This is a genomic window from Halorhabdus sp. SVX81 (assembly GCF_029207715.1).
Classification (GTDB): Archaea; Halobacteriota; Halobacteria; order Halobacteriales; family Haloarculaceae; genus Halorhabdus.
The window spans coordinates 1,063,443-1,084,228 of sequence record NZ_CP104322.1 but is presented as its reverse complement, the minus strand read 5'-3'; the positions used below and the strand labels follow the sequence as shown (position 1 = coordinate 1,084,228).

Below are 20,786 nucleotides of genomic sequence, written 5' to 3'. Positions count from 1 at the left end.
GCGACATATCACATGATGTCGAAAAAGAAACTCCTGATCGCCCTGATCACCCTCGTGGTCATCGCGTACGTCCTGAAGGAAAAGCGCTAACGAACAGGCCTGCGGTCGTCGTATTGGCTTCTGTAGCACGTTGGGGGTAGCGTTCACCCCTGCTGGCTCGGTACCCTAGCCGTCTAGCTCGTGATCGCGAAAGCGCACCAGCACATCGCGATCCCGCGTGTCCTCGGGCAGTGACGTGAACCACTCCGCGTCGGTGATCTCGCCATCGGGATCCTCGACGGTCAGTGTCGTCTCCGTGGCTCGTCCCTCGTAGATCGGAAGCACGCCCCAGGTTTCGTACTCGTTACAGTAAAACTGGACCCGGCCGAGCAGCGCGAGGTCGGTGAACGCAGCCTCGATCCCGGCTTCCTCCGTCAGTTCGCGCCGTGCAGCTTCCCGAAACGTCTCGTCAGTGCCGACCTCGCCGCCGGGAAGCACCCACTTGCCGACAGCGTCGTGACGGACGAGCAACAACGCGCCGTCGTCGCGATAGACTACGGTATGGGCTCCGTACGGCAGGCCGTTGTCCTGAATCCGCTCGGTGATCGTCTCGAAACGGGGGCGAGAAACGTACCGCGTCCGAGTGAACTCCATGACGTCGTCTCGGTCTTCGAGGAGCCGATGATACGTCTGCTCGGCTTCCTGCTCGGCGACGTCAGCGCGGTACCAGAGATCGTCGACGACCGTCATTGCCTGCGGATGCCGTCGGATGGATTTGGCAGATGATCCAGTTGGGGGAAGAGATGTGTGAGGGGGTTCATGGGGATGTGTTCGGCCGTCGGTGGCTTAAGTGTGTTCGACAGTCCAAACCCGTGAGACGCTCGCGCGAGCGGTCGGTCCCCGGTACCGCCAGGCAGTGGCGCCGGACAGCAACAGTCGAATCAGTCCCTTTTTACTCCCTACCTGATTATCACACCCACATGGCATTCGAAGAGGACGAGACGGTCGTGCTACACGACGAGCACAGCGACTACGACGGCGAGACCGGAACGATCAAGCAAGTGATGGAGACGATGTTCGGCGACGCGACTTACACAGTCAAATTCGAGGACGGCCAAGAGCAGGGCGTCCCCGAAGACGCCCTGGAAGCCGCCCCGGACGCGGATGGACCGGATGCTGAAGCGGACGAAGCGGACGATCCAGCCGAGACCGACGACGCTGACGACTGACTCGAATGTCGTCCGTCCCCTTCCACTACGTCGATCTGCGGGCGTTCTGTTATGCTACCGAGGACAGCACGCGCGTCGAGACGGCCCTGCGGACGCTGATGCCCGAGGAGGCCGAGCTCGAAGGCGTCGAAAGCGAGGGCCATCACGGTGACCGGATCCTCGTACTGTCGGCGCGGCTGGAACGGGCGGACGAGATCAGACACGTACTTTCGAAGCTGGCGACGCTACAGGAGCGGCAACGCGAGACGCTCCTCGCTGAACTCGACGACCGGATCGACGACAACACGTCGTTTTTCCTGACACTGTCGAAACAAGCCGCGTTCAACGGGGACATCGAGCGCGGCGACGGGATCACGCTCCGGGGCAAAGTCGAGGCCTATCCGGCGACGCGGGATCGCGCGATCGAACACGTCCGGGACGCACTCGAAACACTGTGATGTACGAGGCGGCCCACGCCCGGCCGGACGGGCAAACCACCGTCGGGCGACTCGCGCTGACGGCCGCCGAATACGGATACGACGGCCTGGTCGTCCGGAATCACGGTGACGCACTCCCGGAGTACGACCGGGAGGCGATCACCGAATCGTACGGCGTCGACGTGGTCGATGGCGTCGAAGTCCGGGCCGAGGACCCATCCAGGGCGAGTGGGTTCATCGGCAACCATCGGGACCACCGCACGGTCGTCGCTGTGCACGGCGGGTCCGTCGAAATGAACCGGTTTGCCGTCGAGCAACCGGCGGTCGACGTGCTGGCTCATCCGATGGCCGATGAGGGCGACGTCAATCACGTCATCGCCAGGACAGCAGCCGAAAACAGTGTCCACATCGAGTGGTCACTGCGGGATGTCCTCCGGTCGGACGGCGGCCGTCGCGTCGAGACGATCCGCGGGCTTCGGAAACTCCGGGAGTTGATCGAGCAGTACGACGCGCCCTACGTCGTGAGCGCGGACGCTACCACCCATCTCCAGGTGCGCGCGCCGCGGGAACTGCGCGCACTCGGCGAGGTCCTCGATTGTTCGCCGGAGTGGATCGAGACCGGGCTGGCCGCCTGGGGTGAGATCGCCGACCGCAACCGGACCCGATCCAGCGACCGGTTCGTCGAACCAGGGGTGCGTCTGGGCCGGGACGACGAGTCGCCGTGAGCGGAGTAGCTGTCGGTGCTGCTTACTCGGTGGGTTCGGATGCACTCGTTTGTGGACCTCTGTGTCGATAGAGTTGCTCGAGTACCATGCCCGCGTGGGAGGCCAGCAGTTCCAGTAGTTGTTCGTCCTCCGATGACAGTTCGGCCTCGATGTCACCGACAGTGACGAGCACACCAGTCGTCTGGGCAGCGCCGTCGAGAACGATCGACAGTGATGCCATCGACAGGTCCGGGGAGCCAGATGGCGTCGCTACCGTGGTGTCGTCTCCCGGCCGTTGGATACGGACGACGTCGTCCTGAGCGGCGGCATGTCTGGCAAGGCGTCGGATTTCCCCGTCGGGGACGCCCGCGACAGTACTGCTAACGATCCGTTCGCCGTCGGGTTCGACCTCGACGTAGGCAGTCTGGTCGTATCCGAGGAGCGACGAGACGGCCTGAATGCAGAAGGCACCGACTTCCTCGACCGAGGACGACTGGGCGAGCGCCCGACCGTAATTGTTGAGGTCAGCGGCTTTGCGGGCAAACGCTTCCGTCCGATCGCGCTCACGCTGGAGTTGGCGTCGGTGGTGGTGACTGCGGGCGTCATACAGGCCGATGAGTGTGCCGGCGACCGCCCCGACTGTGACACCGTCGATCGCCGTGTACATCACCCGCGGTACGGTGCCGGTGGCCACGCGCTGACTGAACAGCATGAGCGCTGCGACTGCCGTGAACAGGGCTGTGCCGCCGACGGCCCACGCCGCGATTCGCGGGAGGTCCGGATCGTATTCCGCAGACGACCCGAGCCAGTACCCGGTAAACGAAAGCGTCAGCCCCAGCAGCGCGAAGGGCACCCCGTCGACAGCAATTGCGATCGCTACGTCGGTCTGCTCGGCCGCGTGGACGAGTTGTATTCCGGCCAGGAGCAGGCCGACGATGCCGAACGTAGCTCCGTAGAGATGACGTCGTTCCATGGCCCCCCAGACGGCCACCGGCCCATTGAGCGTTCGGGTGGCCCACCGAGACCGGCCATTCTATAGTTGGCCCCTGGCCAGCCCGCGCGATAGCCAACCCGGGGTTAAAATACCGGAAAGATTATCCTATATCATGGTTAATTGTTGGATGTGGGCCGGCGACAGTGCGGACAAGCGCCACCACCAGGAGGACACACATGGCAACATGGTACTGCAAGGACTGCTCGGAGTACATCGACGAGCGCATGGCGTCGTGGCACGAATCACAGGGACACGCTGTACTGGGGTATCGGGCCCCGGAGTCGATGGAGGATCGACATCTCTGGAGTTCCTGAATGTCGCCCGGCCGTAGTGTTGGTGAAAGTACCACGGCAGTGGACCGGTAGCTGAACGCTTCTGGGGGTAGTGTTCAGATAAGGATCTGCCGAGAGTGAGACAACTCTGAAAGCCCTCGCCAGTTTCGATCCCGCGACTCGCTGTCGCCGGAAATCGGAGATTTCCGAGATGACGAAAGAGCTTCGCTCTTTCGGACCACGCGCTTCGGGCGCTTCGCGCCCTGCAGTGCTTACTTCGTCGGGGTTCTCGAAACTGGCTCGCCCTTTCATTCCACCAGGATTCAGCTGAGTAGCCGGCAGAAAGTAGCGCTTTGATCGGTGCTTATGTGAACACTGCCCTTCTGGGGCATCGAACGCTTTTCCCGCCGCGAGCCCACTAGGGACAGAGATAGGAACTACATCGATGAGCACGAAACGGGAGCTGGCCCAGCAACTCGGGGTTGTCGTCGGGTTCGACGATCCGGAAGCGTCACTCGAACAGTACCGCACGCCCCCCTCGGTCGCGGCGCATCTCGTCCATCTGGCGGATCTCAACGGGGACATCGCGGGCGGGACTGTCGTCGATCTCGGGTGCGGGACGGGCATGCTCGCGCTCGGTGCAGCGCTCCGTGGCCCCGCAACGGTACTCGGCGTAGACGTCGATCCGGCCCCACTCTCGACTGCACGGGCAAACCAAAACCGGGTCGGAACGCGGACACGGATCTCCTGGCTCCGGGCCGACGCGACCGAACTGCCGGTGTGTCCGTCCGAACCAGTTACCGCCATCATGAATCCGCCGTTCGGCGCTCAGTCGGACAACGAACACGCCGACCGAGCGTTTCTGGCGACCGCAGCCGACATCGCGTCGGTCTCGTACTCGATTCACAACGCGGGGAGTGTGGACTTCGTCGAGGCGTTCGCCGCTGACAACGGCGGCGAGGTGACGGCAGCGTATGGCACGACCCTTTCGCTGCCCCGTCAGTTTTCGTTTCACGAGGCCGAGTCCCGGGAGATCGACGTCGAACTGTTCCGGATCGAGTGGCGGCGAGGGCCTCAGTAGCTACAGGGAGCCCAGATCACCGTCGTGTCGGTGGGACCTGCCGGTTGGCGACCCGAATGACGGTCCCGTCAGCGCTCGCATAGAGATCACGGCCCGACCGGTTGATCGTGATCCCGCCGACAGTCGCGTTCTCACCCGCCTCGGGAATCGGGACGGCATCGACCGTCTCGTCGTTGCGTCGGATCGCCACCTCGAACGCATCGGCCGCCGGTCGGATCGCGATCGTCCGATTGGCAAGTCGAAGATCCGCGACCGCCGGTGATGACGTGTGGACGAGACGCTTCTCGCTGTCTTCGGGATCGAGGAAGAGACGGTAGGTGCTGTTTCCGCCGACGACTGACCACCCGGACCGCGTCACCCAGACCGATGACCGCCAGCCGACGCCCCCGACGAGGACGCGGCCGCTACCGCGGGCCTCTATCGCGCGTTTGGAAATTGCAACCCGCCAGAGGTGGCGCTTCTCGCTCGTGACGATCACGCCGCTCGACCGGATCTGGGTAGCTTGGGTCAAGAACGGAAGATCCACGACGGCGATCTGCTGGTTGGTGACGTTCTCGGCGTAAGCGATCTCGTAATCCTCGACTTCGACCGCGTCGTCGGGCAGTCCACCGCCCGCAGGCGCAGCGAGGTTCAACGTCACACCGACCATCGACATCGTCACCAGCACGGCGAGCAGGACGCTCGCCGCAATCTCCCAGCGTGGTGCATCGAGCGACCGATCGAGGCCCGGGAGCCCGGAGAACACCGACCGGTCGGACCCGGCGACGACAGCGACGATAAGTCCCGCGAGGGCGAACAAAAGCGCCGTCCCGACTGCCTTGAACTGGATGTATTGGCCCTCCCCCAGAAACCAGTAGACCCGCCAGAGTTCGGCATCAATGCCGTAGATCATCGCCGCGAGCCAGATCCGCGCTGGATTCCCACTCCGACGCCGCTGTCGAAGGAGGAGTGCCGCGGCGAACACACCGAGTAAGAACCCGAACGCGTGGCCCTGTATAGCCGTACTCGCCCACCCGACGGTATCGTAACTGACGCCCGCCTCCGCGACGGAGTACGGCGAGACGAACCCGCTATAGACGTGCCAGAGCTGGCTCCAGCCCACGACGGCGACGATCGTCGTGATCGGATAGAAGACGAGCGCGAACCCGGCCATCGCATACGTAACGCCCGAGAAGCCGATGATCGGCCCCCACGAAAACGCGGCCGTGAGGAGGCCGGTGCCGAGGATGGTCCCGAAGACGATCCCGATTCTGGCGAATGGATTACGCCGCCACGAGGAAAACGACTCGCTGCCCCGTTCCGTGGGATAATGACTCCAGGCGAACTCGGCGATCGAGCCATAGACGAGGCCGGCCCAGAGGTTGCCAACGAGATGGCTCCAGCCAATGTGGGCGAATCCGGCGGTGAGGATTCCGAGGGGATACGCATAGGACGTGGCCTGAAACGGCAGATTCACCGGATCGCGGAGATTCCCCCAGCCACCCTGAACGAACAGATACACGCAGATGACGAACCCAAGCCCGAGGACGGTCCCCCAGGGCACGCCCAGGACGAACCGCGAACGCAAGCGCCCGCCCCAGCGGCCATTAGGACGGGCCGTCCGATAGAGGGTGAGCACAGAAACGATGATCCCAGCGGCCAACAGGAGTTGCCAGCTCCACAGGGGGACGGCCTCGATCGCCGCCCGCAAGCCAGTCGCGGCCAGCGGGGCCGAACGGAGTGCTGACGGGATCGCCGACATACTCCGGTCAACGGGGCAGGCAGGTTTAGCCCTGACGCCCACTTCCGGGGAGCCGTTTTGTCACTGATCCCGCCGCGAGTTGCCACCCCCGTGGCGGGTCTCGCCCGCAGGTTTTTACCGGATCGGGAGCGTGCGACTACACGATGGGAGTTCGCCCACCTGCCGACGACGGTCTTTCGGAACCGGACGTCATCGAGTTCGGGATTCCCGCCTTGGACGCCCGTCTCGAGGATGCCTCGTTTCCAGCGACGGCCGAGGAGTTGCGCGCGGAGCACGGCGACCTCGAAGTGCCATACAACGCGTCCGGAAACACCGTTTCCCTAGAGGACGTGCTCGACGAGATCGATCAGCGAAACTTTGAGACGGAGCAGGATCTCCTCAACGCAACCCACCCCGTCTTCGAGCGACTCCGGGCCGAGAATCCAAGCGGGATTGTCGGTCAAATACGATCACTGATACCGTTTTGACGCCTCGATCGATTACGCAGCTGTACAGTCACTCGCTGGTTTCCTCGTCTACCGATCGCGTGTCTTCGAGCACCTGATCGAGCCGGTGCATCTGCTCGCGGTGGAGTTTGAAGATCATATCCGAGAGGACGCCAAAGACCAGGAGTTGGACGCCGAAGATGATTCCAACGGCGGAGACGATGGCAATGACTTCGTGTGAGATGTTTTTCATGAACCACTCGACGGCGACGTAGACGCCGAGCAGCGCACCGACAAGGAGACTCGCTGTTCCCACGCTGCCGAAATAAAAGAGCGGATTGTTCGTCTTGGCCATCCGGTACAGCGTCAGAAGGATGACAGCACCGTCACGGAACGGCCGGAGGTTCGTTTCGGTGTCTTCGGGCCGGCTCTCGTAGCGGATCGGGACGACCTCGGTGGTGACGTTGTGTTTGACGCACTCGACGGAGAGTTCGGTCTCGATACCGAATCCCTCCGAAGAGAGATCGAAGCGCTCGATCGACTCACGCGTCATCGCCCGGTATCCCGAGAGGATGTCGACGAAATCCCGGCCGTGAATCCGCGCGAAAGCACGGTTGATGAGTCGGTTGCCCACCTGATTGAGTCGCGTCATTGCACCCGACTCCATGTCGGCAAATCGGTTGCCAATGACGTGGTCGGCCTCTCCAGAGAGGAGTGGATCGAGAAGGACATCCGCGTCCGCCGGGCGGTAGGTCCCATCTCCGTCGACCATGAGGATATATGGGGCGTCGATGTACTCGAAGGCCTCCCTGACGGCCTGGCCTTTGCCGCTGCCTGATTGTTCGACGACCTCTGCGCCGTGCTCGGCGGCTATCTCCTGGGTGTCGTCCGCGGATCCGCCGTCGATGACGAGGACGTTCTGGAGGTCTTGGTCGTGAAAGCCGTCGATGACGTCGCCGATAGCAGCCGCCTCGTTGTAGGTCGGGATGAGCACGCAGACATCGTCGCGGGTTGGCATTGGCTGGTTGTCGGATGGCTCCGTGAAAAAGTGTACGGGATGGCAGCGATATTGTTTCCTAAACAAGGATGGATTAGAACCGTTTGAAACTAAACCATTCGTACCATCGTGGATCGTGACTTTGATTATCTGCTCCTTCTGTTTGAAACTATGGACAGGCAAGTGAGTGTTGCGGAGCCGGTATTGGGGGAAGTCGAGCGTGAGAACGTCTCCGAGGTGCTCGACAGCGGTCGGTTCGTTCAGGGCCCCTTCGTCGAGGAATTCGAAGAGAAATGGGCGGAGTATACTGGCGTTGATCACGCAGTCGCGGTGGCGAACGGCACTGTCGCGATTCAAGTCTCGCTCAATGCGCTCGGGCTTGAACCTGGCGACGAAGTCATCGTCCCCAGCCTCACGTTCGGCTCAACGGCAACCGCAGTGGTACATCAAGGAGGGATCCCAGTATTCGCAGATATCGATCGTGAGCTCTATACGCTCGATTACCGGGATTTGGAGCGTTGTGTCTCAGATCGGACTGTTGCCATCATGCCAGTCCATCTGTACGGCCAACCGGCAGCGATGGACGAGATCCAGTCGTTCGCCGAGAGACACGACATTGCAGTCGTCGAAGACGCAGCACAGGCACACGGGGCCAGCTACAAAGGGGACCGCGTTGGCTCACTCGGCGATGTCGGCTGTTTCTCCTTCTATGCGACCAAGAACATCACCTCAGGCGAGGGAGGAATAATCACGACCGACGACGACGAGCTCGCCGAGAAACTCCGGCGGCTCCGAAATCATGGCCTCGTCGATCGAGATACGCACGTCGATTTGGGATACAATTACCGGATGAGCGAACTACACGCAGCGATTGGCGCAAAGCAAGTCGAGAGACTCGCCGAATTCAACGCGAAGCGTCGACGGATCTCCGAACGGTTGGCCGACGAACTTGGAGATCTAGAATGGCTCGAACCGGCGACGGTACCTGATCACGTCGAGCACGCGTACTTTTGGGCCCCCTTCGAGGTGAAAGAGGACGTAATCGGACTCTCTGGCAAAGAGGTATGGGACCGACTCGGGGACATGGGGGTCGAAACACGTCACCGTTACAATAGACCACTTTACGAACAGCCTGTGTTTAGGAACCACAAAGGATTCAACGGCGAATTCCCCTGGAGCGAAAACGAGAACGACCACGACTACGAGTCACTAACGTTGCCGAATGTCGAAGACGTAGTCGGGAAGATGATCGGACTCCCCAACCATCCGAATCTGACGGACGACGAGATCGAATACGTCGTCGAAACTGTCTCGGAGTTTCGGAATACCGTTGCAGATCATTCTGCGTAACCGAGTTGACGAAGTCGATGCTGTACATCCTCGGAGGGGTCGTCATTGTGACTCGTCTGGGCTGGGTTCCCCGCAGTGACCTGTTTTCTATCTCCGTTCTGTGAAACGTGCCAGGGGACTTCCGTCAACGCCGGGATTAAAATGCCGAGTGGATGGCCATAGACCTTGATAGGGAACGGACGGGCCAATTCACCGAATGCGTTGCCATGATCCGACGTGACGGCTGTCAGGCCAGGAAGGGCATCGAGCAATTCCGTAACCGTCGGTAGCACGCGCACGAGATTACTCCGGTATGCTTCATAAACCTCATCGTAGGTGCGTCCACCAGCCGCAAGCTGATCAAACGGAGTCGGGATCCGCTCGGACGGGTCCGGTCGTTCTTTCCCAAGTGCCTCTTGTCGTATTGCGCTCACCTTTCGACCGTCCAGACGGACATCGCCAATAAACGGCACATGCGGTTGATTGAAGTGGGCAATGATTCGTTTGTTGGGATATTTGTCATTGGCTTCAAGCACACAATCACGGACTGCTTCAGGCGGAACCGTTTGTAGTTCCTCATCCCAGTCGTGCTTCCATACGGGGACGACATCGTAGAACGTCTCACGTGATAATTTCGTATTTACATATGGGTTCGCCGTGATATAGACCGTATCGTGGAGTTGTCTTCCTTCAAAATTCTTTTTTAAGTATTCGGGTGTTCCTGACCCCGCGGATCGTCGTTTCCCGAGTGTGCCGGGGAGTGGATAGTCCGATAATACGTCTTCAAATAGATCGTATCGACACGCATCCAGTAGCAGTGCGTTGTCCCAATCCTGTGTCACAAGCGGATCCGAGGATGGTGGATTCAATCGATAATACCTGCTCACAATATGGGTTAAAAATCGTTTCCGCCACCACTGCGGATTTGTCCCGTGTTTTCGGATTTCTCGCAACGCATACCAGGGATCCATTGAATCCAGCTTATTTGATAAGGATCAAGAGTGTTTCCATTACGCAACACCTGCCGGCCATCGCTGTTTGGGGAGTCGAAGGACGCTGGATTACAAACGGAACGCTTTTTGTCTCTTCCTCGTGAATCTCACGACGTCAATGCACGTGCTTGTCACTGGCGGGGCTGGCTACATCGGGAATTATATCGTCGAGGAATTACTCGATAACGGACACGAAGTCCACGTTCTCGATTCGATGTTGTGGGGAGATGACGCCCTAGATCCGTTCAAAGGTGACGGGAATCTCGAAATCCACGAAGGTGATATTCGGCATATCGAGGATCTGTCGTACGCGGTTGAAAATTGCGAAGCGATCATCCACATGGCCGGCATCGTCGGCGACCCTGCCTGTGGCATCAACGAACAGGCGACCCAATCGGTCAACGTCGAAGCCACGAAGTCGCTCGTTGAGGTCGCAAAACTCCACGACATCGAACGACTCATCTTTGCCTCTACCTGTAGCGTCTATGGGGCAAGTGAACTGATGGAGTTGAACGAGGGCTCATATCTCAACCCGCTCTCGCTGTATGCGGAATCAAAAATCGACTCCGAGGAGATTATTCTCCACGAGACGAATGACCAATTTTCCGATAATAAGATTACGGCGACGATTCTCCGACTCGGGACAATCTTTGGATGGTCACGCCGGATGCGCTTTGACCTCGTCGTAAATCTCCTCACGGCGAAAGCAGTACTCGAAGACGATATCCCCGTCTATGGCGGTGAGCAGTACCGGCCGCTCGTCCACGTCCACGATGCTGCACGAGCCTTCGTCGACGTACTGGAAGCAGACGAAGAGAAAGTTGATCATCAGATCTTCAACGTTGGCGACAACGACCTGAACTACCAGATCAAGAAAGTCGGTCAAATAGTCGAAGATAACGTCGAGGATGCGGAAGTCCGGTTCGTCGAACACAAGGAAGACGACCGCACCTACCGCGTCAGCTTCGACAAGATCAACTACATTCTGGGCTGGGAGGCGGAGTACGATATCGCGGACGGTGTCCAAGAGATCAAAGAGTGGATGAAAGAAGAGGATATCACGGACTACGAGCGGGACAGCTTCCGAAACTCGGAATACCCGTACATGTAATCAATCCAGTTTGAATTCCCCGTGGTTTTGCTACCCCGTTCGGATACCTGATCGTCCATGCTGGAGCCCTCCCGTCTACATACGGGAGGGTCCCGACTACTCCGTGTCTTCCTCCGAGTACGTGGGAACGTTCTTCGTTTCGACAGAGGCCTCTGACTCATTTTGTGCAGATCGTATAGAGATGTCGATATAGTACTTTTTGCCGTCTTTCTCGAAGTATGCGTTGTCATATGGTGGAAACGTCAATGCACGAAGTCGATCAATGAAATCACCAATTCTCACTTCTTCGTCAGGATCGATCTCCCATTGCTCGACAAACTCCCGTTTATAATGATACGTTCCTTCTGAGGACTGCTGCTCGATTGTGTCCACGTCGTCGTCGCGTATCGACTCCCAGTGTCGCGTAAACTGCTCGACCTGTGCGTCCTCGAGGCGTTCATATAAGTCCCGGCCGTCATCATCCGGCTTTACGGGTACTTTTTGTCTATCGATAATCGGCCCCTCATCTATCTCAGCAGTCATATAGTGGAGGGACGTTCCCGCAGGATTATCTTCGATGATACTCCAGACGTTTGGATTGAACCCTCTATTGTAGGGTAGATACGATTTGTGCAGGTTGACCGCTCCGAGGTCGGGAATTTCGAGAACATCTTCCGGAACGATATGTCGATATCCCACCGAGAGAATGAGTTCAGGTTCGAGTTCTCGGACGGTATCAAGCTGCTCACGTTCGGTAAATATACCCAGGATATTCGCATCATCACGCTCTGTCAGCCAGTCGTAGATCCGCTCTCCTACGTCGTTGATCCCTAAGAAAGCTACATCTACCATGCCACAGCAATAACTCCCTCAATATATAACTCCTCAGGATTCGAAACGACTCTATATTTCCAAAGATGAGGCGTACGAAAATGAAGAAGGTCCTATTAATAACTAACCGGGCCCCGGATGAAACAGGTGGCCGCGCCGAAAAGATTGACACGAGAACGCGATTACTCACCGAAGAAAACTGGGAGGTAGTGATCGGACACGTACCTAAGCCGTATCTCCGTTCATTTCTCCCGAGTATTTTCCGGTGTTGGAAACTCGCGCGGAGAGAAAATGTCGATGTGATAAATTCAATAAGTAATCCATTGCATTTGCAGGTAATCGGGCTTATTGTTTCATTGCTCGCGCGGATTCCATGGGTTGCGGAATTTCGTGATCCGATGGTGAACAACCCGGACAGAGAGGCAGGATCGTTGGTAACCAAACTCGCAAAGATCGTTGAAAAAACGACTGTCTCTGTTGCGGATCGTGTTGTGTGGATGGATGGAATTCAGATGAAAAAAGAGTACTTTACCGAAACGTATCCACACATTTCCGAGGAAAAGTTTCACGAACTACCCTTTTTGGGTTTCGAGAAAAGTGTCTTTGAGGAGGCCCAGACGACGGCGTACGAAGACTTTACCATCACGTATGCTGGTTCGTTTTATGAAGGATGGATAGAGCCATATAATTTCCTTGATGGTTTAGAACAATATGTTGAACAGTATGGACGGGATTTACGGATACAGTTTTATGGTGACTGGAACGACGAATATCAACGGGCTGTTGAGGCACGTGACCTGGAAGAGATCGTGTATACCCACGAATTCGTCCCACATGAAGAGATAATCCCCGTTCTCAAGGGATCCGATGTCACGTTATTCATCGCGAGTGCTGATCCTGCAAACAAGCTGAGCGTCCCATCAAAAATCTGGGATTACATTGCCTCACGAAATCCGATACTTGTGATTGGCGATCCGTCTTTCCGAATACAGCATGTTGTAAACGACAACGGCCTGGGAACGGTGGTTCATCCAGACAATCCGGGAGGAATCGCCGATGCAATCCATGCTTTCCGGACGGGCGATAGTGAGTATTCTCCAAATGCTGAAATATTCGATCAGTTTAGCCGTAGACGCTTTATTACCGAGTTTGCGAGCCAGCTCGACGAGGTGTCGACAGCAGATGATGGATAATCGAAACCCTCGGAGAATGTGTCAGTTCTGCGATTAAACCAGCTGTTCCGCAAAATCGAACCACCGAACGAGTCGAAATGCCTCAGCGTAATCATAACCGACTTCCATCCCACGTTGGCGAGCTTTCGTTTCGATGCCCTTCGCCGATCGTGGGTGAGGCCACTCTTCCATCTCGGACTCGACGTTCGACATGGCTTCGATCTTTGTTTCGACGCGACCCTCGACGTCGACGTAGTAGTTGGGCTGGAACTCCCCTTCGCCCCACTCCGTCGAGGAGAGGACTTCCATGGTCACAATCCCAATCTGGCGATCGATGGAACGACCGACCACCATCGCGCTGTTGTAGGCCGTCCAGTGGTCCTGGTTCACGTCGCTCTCGTCCAGTGTGAAGATCACGTCCGGCTGTAGTCCAGTTTCCTCGAAGGCGATATTTACGTCGATCAGCGCTTCCGTATCGAGTTTCATCGTCGGGAAGTCGAGAAAGTGGATACGATCTTCGTCAAGGCCGAGCACACTCCAGGCCTGTCGGGCCTCCTCACGGTTATCGTAGTTCTTCTCGGGGTGGTAGTTGTAGTCCTCGGTCACGTACACGACATCGATAGTGTGACCCGCGTCCAGCATCCGCTGTGCTGTGCCACCGGCACCGAGGACGGCGTCGTCGACGTGGCAGACGAGAAAAACAACGTTCATCAGTACGGGATCGCCCCCAGTCGGTCACCCTGCTCGATCGAATCCGCCCCATCTGCATACTCAACTGTAACGTCGACGATTCCTTCCCCACACTGGACGAGCCAGCTCTCGTCCTCCCACGTGCCTGTGGCGAGTACTGTTCCTGGCGCGGCCTTGGTCACGGTCGGATGGTCGACCTGTGTCTTCCACATCGTGATCTTGTCCATACGGTTGTACGTGAACGCTCCGGGATAGGGATGGGATTGCCCCCGGATGAAGTTGTGAATGTCCCATGCCGAGTCTGTCCAGTCGATAATTCCCATATCCGGTCGTCTCGGATGGGTGTAGGTCGCTTCCCCGTCCTGAGGCTCGCCCGAAAAATCCCCCGTTTTGAAGCGGGGTAAGACATCCTCATTGAGGAGTCGGATCGTCGCCTGGGTACAGTTGTGGTGAAGATCCGCGGCGTGGTCGCTCGGATCGATCGGAACGACACGCTGATCGATCAACGCTCCGGAGTCGACACCCTCATCGATCCAGAACAACGAGACGCCAGTCTCCTCAAGGCCGTGGATCAGTGCCCACGCGACGGGAGCGCGTCCCCGTCGTTCCGGGAGCATCGAAAGGTGCCTGCCGACACACCCGACATCGGGTGCATCGATCAGTTCCGGTTCGAGAAGTTCGGGCCACCCCATCACGAGCAAGACATCGATTTCGTGGTTCTCGATCGCTGTCTTTGCTTTCTCGGAGTTGATCGTTTCAACTTCGATGGCCGGATACTCCTCGTATGACACGCCACGCCCGTATTCTTCTTCTACCGACTCGGTGAACGAGATTACGAGTTCCGGATCAACATCGATCCCATCCAGAATCTCCCTGGTTACGGAACTGTATCCGAGATACCCGAACCGGAGATCGTCCTCTGTCATCGCTTCGAACAAAGACAGAAGTGCCTATTCAAGATTGGGACTTCCAGCGCGGCGGAACCAAACACTTTTCGTAAAGACGTTTTGAATCACGTTTATCGGTCGCTCCGCCGGTGAGTCGAAATCGTGATTACCACTCGGTTGGAGAGCCAGAAGCACAAGAGACAATCGTGAATTTCCCCATCACCGCGTTGCTGATAGATTCACAGGAGTGGTCCCCGGATGACTGACAACGATGCTGGACGCCAGAGCATCCTGTTGTTCGGGATCCAGTTCACAGCACGGATTGTCGGATTTCTTGGACTTGTCTACTTCACGAAGGTAATTCCCCAGTCAAGGCTCGACATCTACTTCCTATTTTTCCTCGTTATCCAGGTGTCCTCGCTGGTGGGGAATCTGGGAATGGGACAAGCGCTCGTCCAGCGTATTGGCGAGGGGGAGCGCCGTTCTGAGTTGTTTACAGTTGGACTCGTCGTCATCACTGTTGTCAGTCTTTTTGCTACAGCTATCTTTTATTTCTTCGAGAACCCGATCACGAATTACGTTGGGGCATCGGTCCCTGGGCTCCTGGCTCTGGCAACGGGAACGTGGCTAGTCGCAGATCTGTTCATCAAAACACTGCAGGCCGAAGACCGCGTACTGACGAGCGGGTTTCTCCAGTTGCTTCAGGACATCGTGAGGGTGGGAGTCGGGGCCGCCCTCATCACGGTCGGATACGGTCCCAAAGGACTGATGTACGGTGTCATCGCTGGTTTCGTGGCGACGATCATCATCGCGTTCCCGCTCTCGAATTTGTCCGTAGCCATCCCCGCACGATCGGACTTTCGGCGGGTGTTCAGCATATCGAGGTATACAATGTTCTTCGGCCCGACGAACTTCATCTACTTCTGGCTGGATACGTTCCTCATCGGCGTCTTTCTCGCGGACGGTGCAGTGAGTTCCTACGAAGTCGCCTGGCAAACGACCAGAGTACTCATCATCGCGACGACTGCGATAAATATGACGATATTCCCGAAAGTGTCCCGATGGGCAAACGACGACGAGTTTGACGAAATCGAGCGTATCGTTCCGGGAGCAATCATATTCGGCCTCATCTTTCCGATTCCAGGTCTGGTTGGACTGACTGTCCTCGGTGAAGACATCCTTCGTGTCGTGTACCAGCCGGAATACGTCGAAGCGGCGATTCCACTGGTCATACTAGCGGGGTACATGGCAGTAGAGTCGGTCCAACGTGTCGGAAATTCGCTTTTGACAGGAATGGACCGGGCTGACATCCCGTTTCGCTCCCGGCTTGTCGGCGTGACATTAGCCATCGTGTTGAATCTAGTATTAATTTCCCGGTACGGCCTTATCGGGGCCGCGGTGGCGACGCTCACCTCGAAATTCGTCGATACAGTATACCAGTGGATCGCGATCAGATCGCTGCTCGACTTACGCATTCCACTCAAAAGTCTCTCCTGGCAACTCGGAAGCGCAGTGGCAATGGGACTGACAATCGCCGGATTCGCCACCGTCTTTCAGCCGACATCGATGGTTCGCATAGCGGTTGTAGTGCTTCTCGGTGTCGTCGTCTACAGTGGGCTCGTTCTCGTTGACCCGGATATCCGGGAGGTGGTGGTCCAATATATTCCGGTCCCCGTGAAAGGGTGAGTGACCATCTATGGCGTAGTGAATCAGCAAGTATTTACACGAATTCCATCGACAATCCCGTATGACTAATATCGTTCTGGTGACGATCGATTCGCTCCGGGCAGATCACCTGGGGTACTATGGATACGACCGGGAAACGTCACCGGTTATCGATTCGCTCGCTGCCGATGGGCACTCCTTTGATGCATACGCAAATTCTAGCTGGACACGCGCATCGTTCCCTTCAATAATCACTTCGACGTATCCGCTGGAATTTGGCGGGTTTGAATATCTCTCGGACCAGCGGACAACCGTCGGATCAGTAGTGAGTGAGGGTGACTACGAGACTGCGGCGTTCCACTCGAACCTCTGGCTTTCGCGGGACTACAACTATGGGCGCGGGTTCGACCAGTTTTATGATTCGAAAACGGATCCCTCACTGTTGGCGAAGCTCCGGGCGTTCGTGAAGCTCAACCTCGACGACGACGGTATCGTCTACCGCACACTCCAGCGCCTGTACGATGTCACCGAAGAAAAGGCGGGCGTCGACGTCGGCCAGACCTACAAAGACGCCGAAACGATCACCGACGAAGCCATCGAGTGGATCGAATCGACGACTGGTGATTTTTTCGTATGGGTCCATTATATGGACGTTCATCACCCGTATGTCCCACACGGTAAGATCAGTGCGGATCTAGGCATTGATCCCGGCGTCTCCGAACGCGAGGCCATCCAACTTCGCCGGAAGATGCTCGAAGAACCGGAGGAGATCTCGGACGACGAGTATCAGACCCTCGTTGACCTCTACGACACCGAGATCCGGTACACAGACACACATATTGGCCGGTTGATCGATGTAGCGAATCAACACGGTGGGGACGAAGACACAGCCGTCGTTCTCACGTCAGATCACGGCGATGAGTTCCGTGAACATGGCCAGTTCAGTCATACGCCGACGATGTACGACGAGGTGCTTCACGTTCCGATCATTGTATCTGGTGCCGATGTCAAGGAAACAGGCCACCAGGACGAACAGGTCGAACTGCTCGATATCGCCCCGACCGTCGCCGACTTAGCCGACGTACCGACCCCTGACTCATATCGTGGACGCTCGTTGCTGGCTGCAGCCGGATCGGGAGAAGATGTCGACGTTATCAGCGAGACGTGGCAAAACGACGAGTACAAGCTATCAGTCCGCACTCCCGAGTGGAAATACATATGGGATCGAGATGCAGGGGTGCGTGAGCTGTATCATCTAGCATCAGATCCTGATGAGACACAGAATGTGATCAACGACCAGCCGGACATCGCGGACAACCTTCAGGAACGACTCCGCGAACATTTAGAGGAGCTCCGAGAAACCAACGAGACACTTCCGAACGTTTCGATGGACAACGAAACGGAAGCTCGGCTCAAAGATCTTGGATATTTAGAGTGAGATTTCGGCGTGCTGAGATAAGGTAAAAAATGATCCGCAAAAACGGTTGCAGTCACGACCACACCAGATTGAATACTACCAAATACACGGACGCTTGAGTTATCGGTCGGATCCATGCATGAATAGGCGACTGTATTTGATCCCTCCATAGAGATATCCCACACCGACCACCCCTGTAAACACAAGTAGCATCATACATTTCAGGAGTCGTTCGCGATTTGGCCCAGACACGAGTTTCCGAAGACGCATCGGTAGAAACCGGCCGGCGAGGAGACTCAGAAATCCACGCTCCTCACTGCCGGATTCGGGAACTAGCACTTCCATCGCTCGCTTGGAGTACCCCTGCCAGAACGCTCGATCGAGCAACCAGCTTATCTCAGTCCGGTACTCGAACACCTTGTGGGCGACCTCGGCTTCAGGGACGTACCAGACGCCCTCGGTGTACTCCTCGCGGAGTCGGGCACACAGTTCCGTCTCGCCGCCCTGGAGGTTCGCGTCGCCCTGCCGCCCTCCGATATTCGTGTCGAACCCGCCAAGTTCCAGAAACACGTCCCGCCGAAACGAAATATTCGACCCGAAGGTGTTCCGAACTTCCCCGGCAGCGTCCATATCTCCGTCGGGCCCGAACCCACGATGGGTTACGCCGACGAGCCAGTAGAACTCCGCCGGCAGAAAGTCAGGCTTGCCCGCCACCCACTCCGGCGTCATCTTCCCTCCGACCGCGAGCGAATCACGCTCCTCGTAGGCCTCGACAAGTCGCTCGATCCAGTCGGGCGCGGCGATCGCATCGTCGTCGAGAAAGGCGACCACCTCACCCGAAGCTGCCTCGGCACCGGCGTTGCGGGCTTCGAGCAACCCCCGATTTTCCGCAAGTTTGACGAGCGTCGCGTCGTCGTCCTCGCCGAAGTCGGTCCGGAACTGCTCGAAGACCGCGTCGCTGCCGTCGCTGACGAGGACGAGTTCGACGTCGTCGTACGTCTGGGCGCGGACGCTCTCGACCGCCTCAGTGAAGTCGTCGTAGCGGTCGAGGGTGTGCAAACAGATGACGACGGAGACGCGCATGTCGAGACGTGCGGGAGCGGTCAGGAAAACGGTTTCCGTTCAAACCAGGGACGCCAGAGGACCAGCCAGCCTCACTCCTCGGCACGCGCCGGATTGACGTCGATCGCGTCGACCGGACAGACGTCGACACAGAGCATACAATCGATGCACGACGACTCGTTAGCCGGGTCGGCCTTGCGTTCGCTGACTGGATGGCCGGGCGTCTCGACCCACTCGAAGACGTCGACCGGGCAGTCCTCCAGACACGCGCCGTCCGCCAGGCAGATGTCGAAGTCGACGGCGACGTGCGTGCCGTGAATACCGAGCGTCTCAGGTTCCTCGACGGGGCCCCAGACGTGGTGGCCCTCGTGTTCGTCGACGACGTCGCGATTCTGGGCGAACTCCGGATCGATGGGCATGCAATGAGGTTCGGCAAGGGGGTGGATAAATCCACGTCAGCGGGCAGGCTGTGATGGGTTTTGGGGAGACAGAACGGCCAAGGCCGACCGGGGTGCCCGTCTGTCCCGATAGAGGCTTAAGGCCGGTCACCGAACGGAGGGCCATGGCAGCCGAAGATCTGGAGACGACGACAGTAACGCTCGAAACTGACGACGCGACCGACGAGATGGAGCTACCGGTCGAACTCATCGACTCGCTGACCGAAGGCGACGAGTCGACGCCGACCGTCGTCGCCGACATCGCGATGTTCGGGTTCGCCCAGCGCATGCACTCCGCCGTCCATCACAGCCAGGGCGAACCGGACGAGCAACTCGAAGCAGTCGAAGCCGCGACGATGGATCGCTTCGAGGAACGCTTCGACACGCGATACGAGGACCTGATCGAACACAGCCACTGAGCGACTGAGTTACCGCGAAAACACAATACAGCTTCTCAGGCGACGTCCCACCGCAACAGGACGCCGCCGTCCATTTGCTCGACGTCGCGTAGATCGAGGACCGGGAACCCTTCGAGGAACCCGTCGCCATCGGCGAGCGTCGGTGCATCGCGCCCGCCAATGAGCATCGGGCCGACGAACACCGAGAGTTCGTCGACGAGATCGTACGCGAACAACGAGAAGATGAGTTCGCCGCCGCCCTCGACCATGAGTCGGTCGATACCATGGGATTCGAGCGCGCCGAGTCCCGCAGACAGGTCGACCCGATCGTGACCGGCGGCGATGACTGTGGCACCCGTGGACTCGAGCCGCTCGACCTTCTTCGTCGCCGCGCGTTCGCCAACGACCAGGTACGTCTCGGCCTCGTCGTCGAGAATCTGAGCGTCGGGTGGTGTCCGAGCCCGGGAGTCGGCGACGACGCGAGCGGGCTGGGATGGATCGCCACGGTCACGCCGTTGAGCGATTCGATCGGGGTCGTCGACCGTGAGCGAGGGATCGTCAGCGAGGACGGTCCCGACGCCGACCATGACGGCATCGCTGTCGGCCCGGAGCCCGTCGACGCGGTCGAAGTCCGTCTCGCCGCTGATCGCGACCTGCTCGCGGTCGTGCGTCGAGAGTTTGCCGTCCGCGCTCATCGCGGCGTTGACGACGACGTGCATCGTGGGGGCTTCTCGCGGGAGCAAAAAGCCACTTTCGCCGGCCCCGTCGAGCGTGACGGCGGGCTAGCCGGTAGTGTTTAGTTTAGCAGGAATCACTTCCAACAGCCAGAAAGCCCCGAGGCGGTCGGCTCGGTGCGCCGGCTGCGCGCTTCGCTCGGTCGCGAGCTCCCTCGCTGTAGTGCTTGCCCGTGCGCGCCGTCGCCGAGCGCGAGGCCGGCGAGCCGGCCTCGAATGGTCGCGGCGGTTGCACCGCCGCGCA

The 20,786-nt window shown here is 58.3% G+C and carries 23 protein-coding genes; 12 read left to right on the top strand and 11 right to left on the bottom strand.

The features are described 5' to 3' along the window. Positions 1 to 165: 165 nt before the first annotated feature. Entirely contained in the window at positions 166 to 729 is a 564-nt protein-coding gene (locus SVXhr_RS05420; RefSeq protein ID WP_275740156.1) for an NUDIX domain-containing protein, read from the bottom strand. Positions 730 to 959: 230 nt separating this feature from the next. Between SVXhr_RS05420 and SVXhr_RS05415 the strand changes: the two genes are divergently transcribed. Genes SVXhr_RS05415 through SVXhr_RS05405 form a run of 3 tightly spaced genes read left to right on the top strand, consistent with a single transcriptional unit; the run spans position 960 to position 2,349 of the window. Beyond that, positions 960 to 1,208 carry a DUF1918 domain-containing protein gene (locus SVXhr_RS05415; RefSeq protein ID WP_275740154.1) on the top strand — a complete coding sequence of 83 codons (249 nt, stop codon included), beginning with the start codon at positions 960 to 962 and terminating at the stop codon, positions 1,206 to 1,208. A 5-nt stretch (positions 1,209 to 1,213) separates the two neighbouring features. Further along, positions 1,214 to 1,645 carry an RNA-binding protein gene (locus SVXhr_RS05410; RefSeq protein WP_275740152.1) on the top strand — a complete coding sequence of 144 codons (432 nt, stop codon included), beginning with the start codon at positions 1,214 to 1,216 and terminating at the stop codon, positions 1,643 to 1,645. Then, the gene (locus SVXhr_RS05405; RefSeq protein WP_275740151.1) at positions 1,645 to 2,349 is read left to right on the top strand and encodes an RNase P subunit p30 family protein; all 705 of its coding nucleotides are present in this window, start codon (positions 1,645 to 1,647) and stop codon (positions 2,347 to 2,349) included. The genes SVXhr_RS05410 and SVXhr_RS05405 overlap by 1 nt, the downstream gene beginning before the upstream one ends. Positions 2,350 to 2,371: 22 nt before the next feature. Here the strand turns inward: SVXhr_RS05405 and SVXhr_RS05400 are convergent, their stop codons facing one another. Further along, on the bottom strand, positions 2,372 to 3,301 hold the full coding sequence (locus SVXhr_RS05400; protein ID WP_275740149.1) for a hypothetical protein: 930 nt from the start codon (positions 3,299 to 3,301) through the stop codon (positions 2,372 to 2,374). 197 nt (positions 3,302 to 3,498) lie between these two features. Here SVXhr_RS05400 and SVXhr_RS05395 point away from each other — a divergent pair, with 197 nt between their 5' ends. After that, on the top strand, positions 3,499 to 3,636 hold the full coding sequence (locus SVXhr_RS05395; RefSeq protein WP_021029398.1) for a hypothetical protein: 138 nt from the start codon (positions 3,499 to 3,501) through the stop codon (positions 3,634 to 3,636). Between the two features lie 403 nt (positions 3,637 to 4,039). Next, positions 4,040 to 4,675 (top strand): METTL5 family protein, encoded by a 636-nt coding sequence (locus SVXhr_RS05390; protein ID WP_275740145.1) that lies wholly within the window; start codon positions 4,040 to 4,042, stop codon positions 4,673 to 4,675. Positions 4,676 to 4,691: 16 nt separating this feature from the next. Here the strand turns inward: SVXhr_RS05390 and SVXhr_RS05385 are convergent, their stop codons facing one another. Next, positions 4,692 to 6,416 carry a rhomboid family intramembrane serine protease gene (locus SVXhr_RS05385; protein WP_275740143.1) on the bottom strand — a complete coding sequence of 575 codons (1,725 nt, stop codon included), beginning with the start codon at positions 6,414 to 6,416 and terminating at the stop codon, positions 4,692 to 4,694. Between the two features lie 143 nt (positions 6,417 to 6,559). Here SVXhr_RS05385 and SVXhr_RS05380 point away from each other — a divergent pair, with 143 nt between their 5' ends. Beyond that, positions 6,560 to 6,883 (top strand): hypothetical protein, encoded by a 324-nt coding sequence (locus SVXhr_RS05380; RefSeq protein WP_275740141.1) that lies wholly within the window; start codon positions 6,560 to 6,562, stop codon positions 6,881 to 6,883. Positions 6,884 to 6,911: 28 nt separating this feature from the next. On the opposite strand, the gene aglJ is transcribed toward SVXhr_RS05380, so the two are convergent. After that, positions 6,912 to 7,859 (bottom strand): S-layer glycoprotein N-glycosyltransferase AglJ, encoded by a 948-nt coding sequence (gene aglJ, locus SVXhr_RS05375; protein WP_275740139.1) that lies wholly within the window; start codon positions 7,857 to 7,859, stop codon positions 6,912 to 6,914. A 150-nt stretch (positions 7,860 to 8,009) separates the two neighbouring features. Between aglJ and SVXhr_RS05370 the strand changes: the two genes are divergently transcribed. Continuing rightward, the gene (locus SVXhr_RS05370; protein WP_275740137.1) at positions 8,010 to 9,188 is read left to right on the top strand and encodes a DegT/DnrJ/EryC1/StrS family aminotransferase; all 1,179 of its coding nucleotides are present in this window, start codon (positions 8,010 to 8,012) and stop codon (positions 9,186 to 9,188) included. Here SVXhr_RS05370 and SVXhr_RS05365 read toward each other — a convergent pair. Further along, complete coding sequence (locus SVXhr_RS05365; protein WP_275740134.1) at positions 9,176 to 10,138, bottom strand: hypothetical protein; 963 nt, start codon at positions 10,136 to 10,138, stop codon at positions 9,176 to 9,178. The two genes, SVXhr_RS05370 and SVXhr_RS05365, sit on opposite strands and share 13 nt — an antisense overlap. 139 nt (positions 10,139 to 10,277) lie before the next feature. Here SVXhr_RS05365 and SVXhr_RS05360 point away from each other — a divergent pair, with 139 nt between their 5' ends. After that, positions 10,278 to 11,270 (top strand): NAD(P)-dependent oxidoreductase, encoded by a 993-nt coding sequence (locus tag SVXhr_RS05360; protein WP_275740132.1) that lies wholly within the window; start codon positions 10,278 to 10,280, stop codon positions 11,268 to 11,270. A gap of 96 nt (positions 11,271 to 11,366) precedes the next feature. Here SVXhr_RS05360 and SVXhr_RS05355 read toward each other — a convergent pair whose 3' ends face one another. Further along, positions 11,367 to 12,101 (bottom strand): formyltransferase family protein, encoded by a 735-nt coding sequence (locus SVXhr_RS05355; protein ID WP_275740130.1) that lies wholly within the window; start codon positions 12,099 to 12,101, stop codon positions 11,367 to 11,369. 80 nt (positions 12,102 to 12,181) lie between these two features. Between SVXhr_RS05355 and SVXhr_RS05350 the strand changes: the two genes are divergently transcribed. Further along, entirely contained in the window at positions 12,182 to 13,273 is a 1,092-nt protein-coding gene (locus tag SVXhr_RS05350; RefSeq protein ID WP_275740128.1) for a hypothetical protein, read from the top strand. A 33-nt stretch (positions 13,274 to 13,306) separates the two neighbouring features. Here the strand turns inward: SVXhr_RS05350 and SVXhr_RS05345 are convergent, their stop codons facing one another. Together SVXhr_RS05345 and SVXhr_RS05340 are read right to left on the bottom strand one after the other, a co-directional pair. Next, entirely contained in the window at positions 13,307 to 13,963 is a 657-nt protein-coding gene (locus SVXhr_RS05345) for a PIG-L family deacetylase (RefSeq protein WP_275740125.1), read from the bottom strand. Beyond that, positions 13,963 to 14,868, bottom strand: coding sequence for a formyltransferase family protein (locus SVXhr_RS05340; RefSeq protein WP_275740123.1), 906 nt, complete (start codon positions 14,866 to 14,868; stop codon positions 13,963 to 13,965). The genes SVXhr_RS05345 and SVXhr_RS05340 overlap by 1 nt, the downstream gene beginning before the upstream one ends. Positions 14,869 to 15,087: 219 nt before the next feature. Here SVXhr_RS05340 and SVXhr_RS05335 point away from each other — a divergent pair, with 219 nt between their 5' ends. Next, positions 15,088 to 16,515: a flippase gene (locus SVXhr_RS05335; protein WP_275740122.1), complete on the top strand. Its 1,428-nt coding sequence runs from the start codon at positions 15,088 to 15,090 to the stop codon at positions 16,513 to 16,515. Positions 16,516 to 16,576: 61 nt separating this feature from the next. Then, positions 16,577 to 17,932 (top strand): sulfatase, encoded by a 1,356-nt coding sequence (locus SVXhr_RS05330; protein ID WP_275740120.1) that lies wholly within the window; start codon positions 16,577 to 16,579, stop codon positions 17,930 to 17,932. 99 nt (positions 17,933 to 18,031) lie between these two features. On the opposite strand, the gene aglG is transcribed toward SVXhr_RS05330, so the two are convergent. Then, complete coding sequence (aglG, locus tag SVXhr_RS05325; RefSeq protein ID WP_275740119.1) at positions 18,032 to 18,994, bottom strand: glucosyl-dolichyl phosphate glucuronosyltransferase; 963 nt, start codon at positions 18,992 to 18,994, stop codon at positions 18,032 to 18,034. Positions 18,995 to 19,065: 71 nt separating this feature from the next. After that, positions 19,066 to 19,392 carry a ferredoxin family protein gene (locus SVXhr_RS05320; protein ID WP_275740118.1) on the bottom strand — a complete coding sequence of 109 codons (327 nt, stop codon included), beginning with the start codon at positions 19,390 to 19,392 and terminating at the stop codon, positions 19,066 to 19,068. 143 nt (positions 19,393 to 19,535) lie between these two features. Between SVXhr_RS05320 and SVXhr_RS05315 the strand changes: the two genes are divergently transcribed. Next, positions 19,536 to 19,829, top strand: a complete 294-nt coding sequence (locus SVXhr_RS05315) for a hypothetical protein (RefSeq protein ID WP_275740117.1) — start codon at positions 19,536 to 19,538, stop codon at positions 19,827 to 19,829. Positions 19,830 to 19,864: 35 nt separating this feature from the next. On the opposite strand, the gene SVXhr_RS05310 is transcribed toward SVXhr_RS05315, so the two are convergent. Then, positions 19,865 to 20,527, bottom strand: coding sequence for a 2,5-diamino-6-(ribosylamino)-4(3H)-pyrimidinone 5'-phosphate reductase (locus SVXhr_RS05310; RefSeq protein WP_275740116.1), 663 nt, complete (start codon positions 20,525 to 20,527; stop codon positions 19,865 to 19,867). Between the last annotated feature and the right edge of the window lie 259 nt (positions 20,528 to 20,786).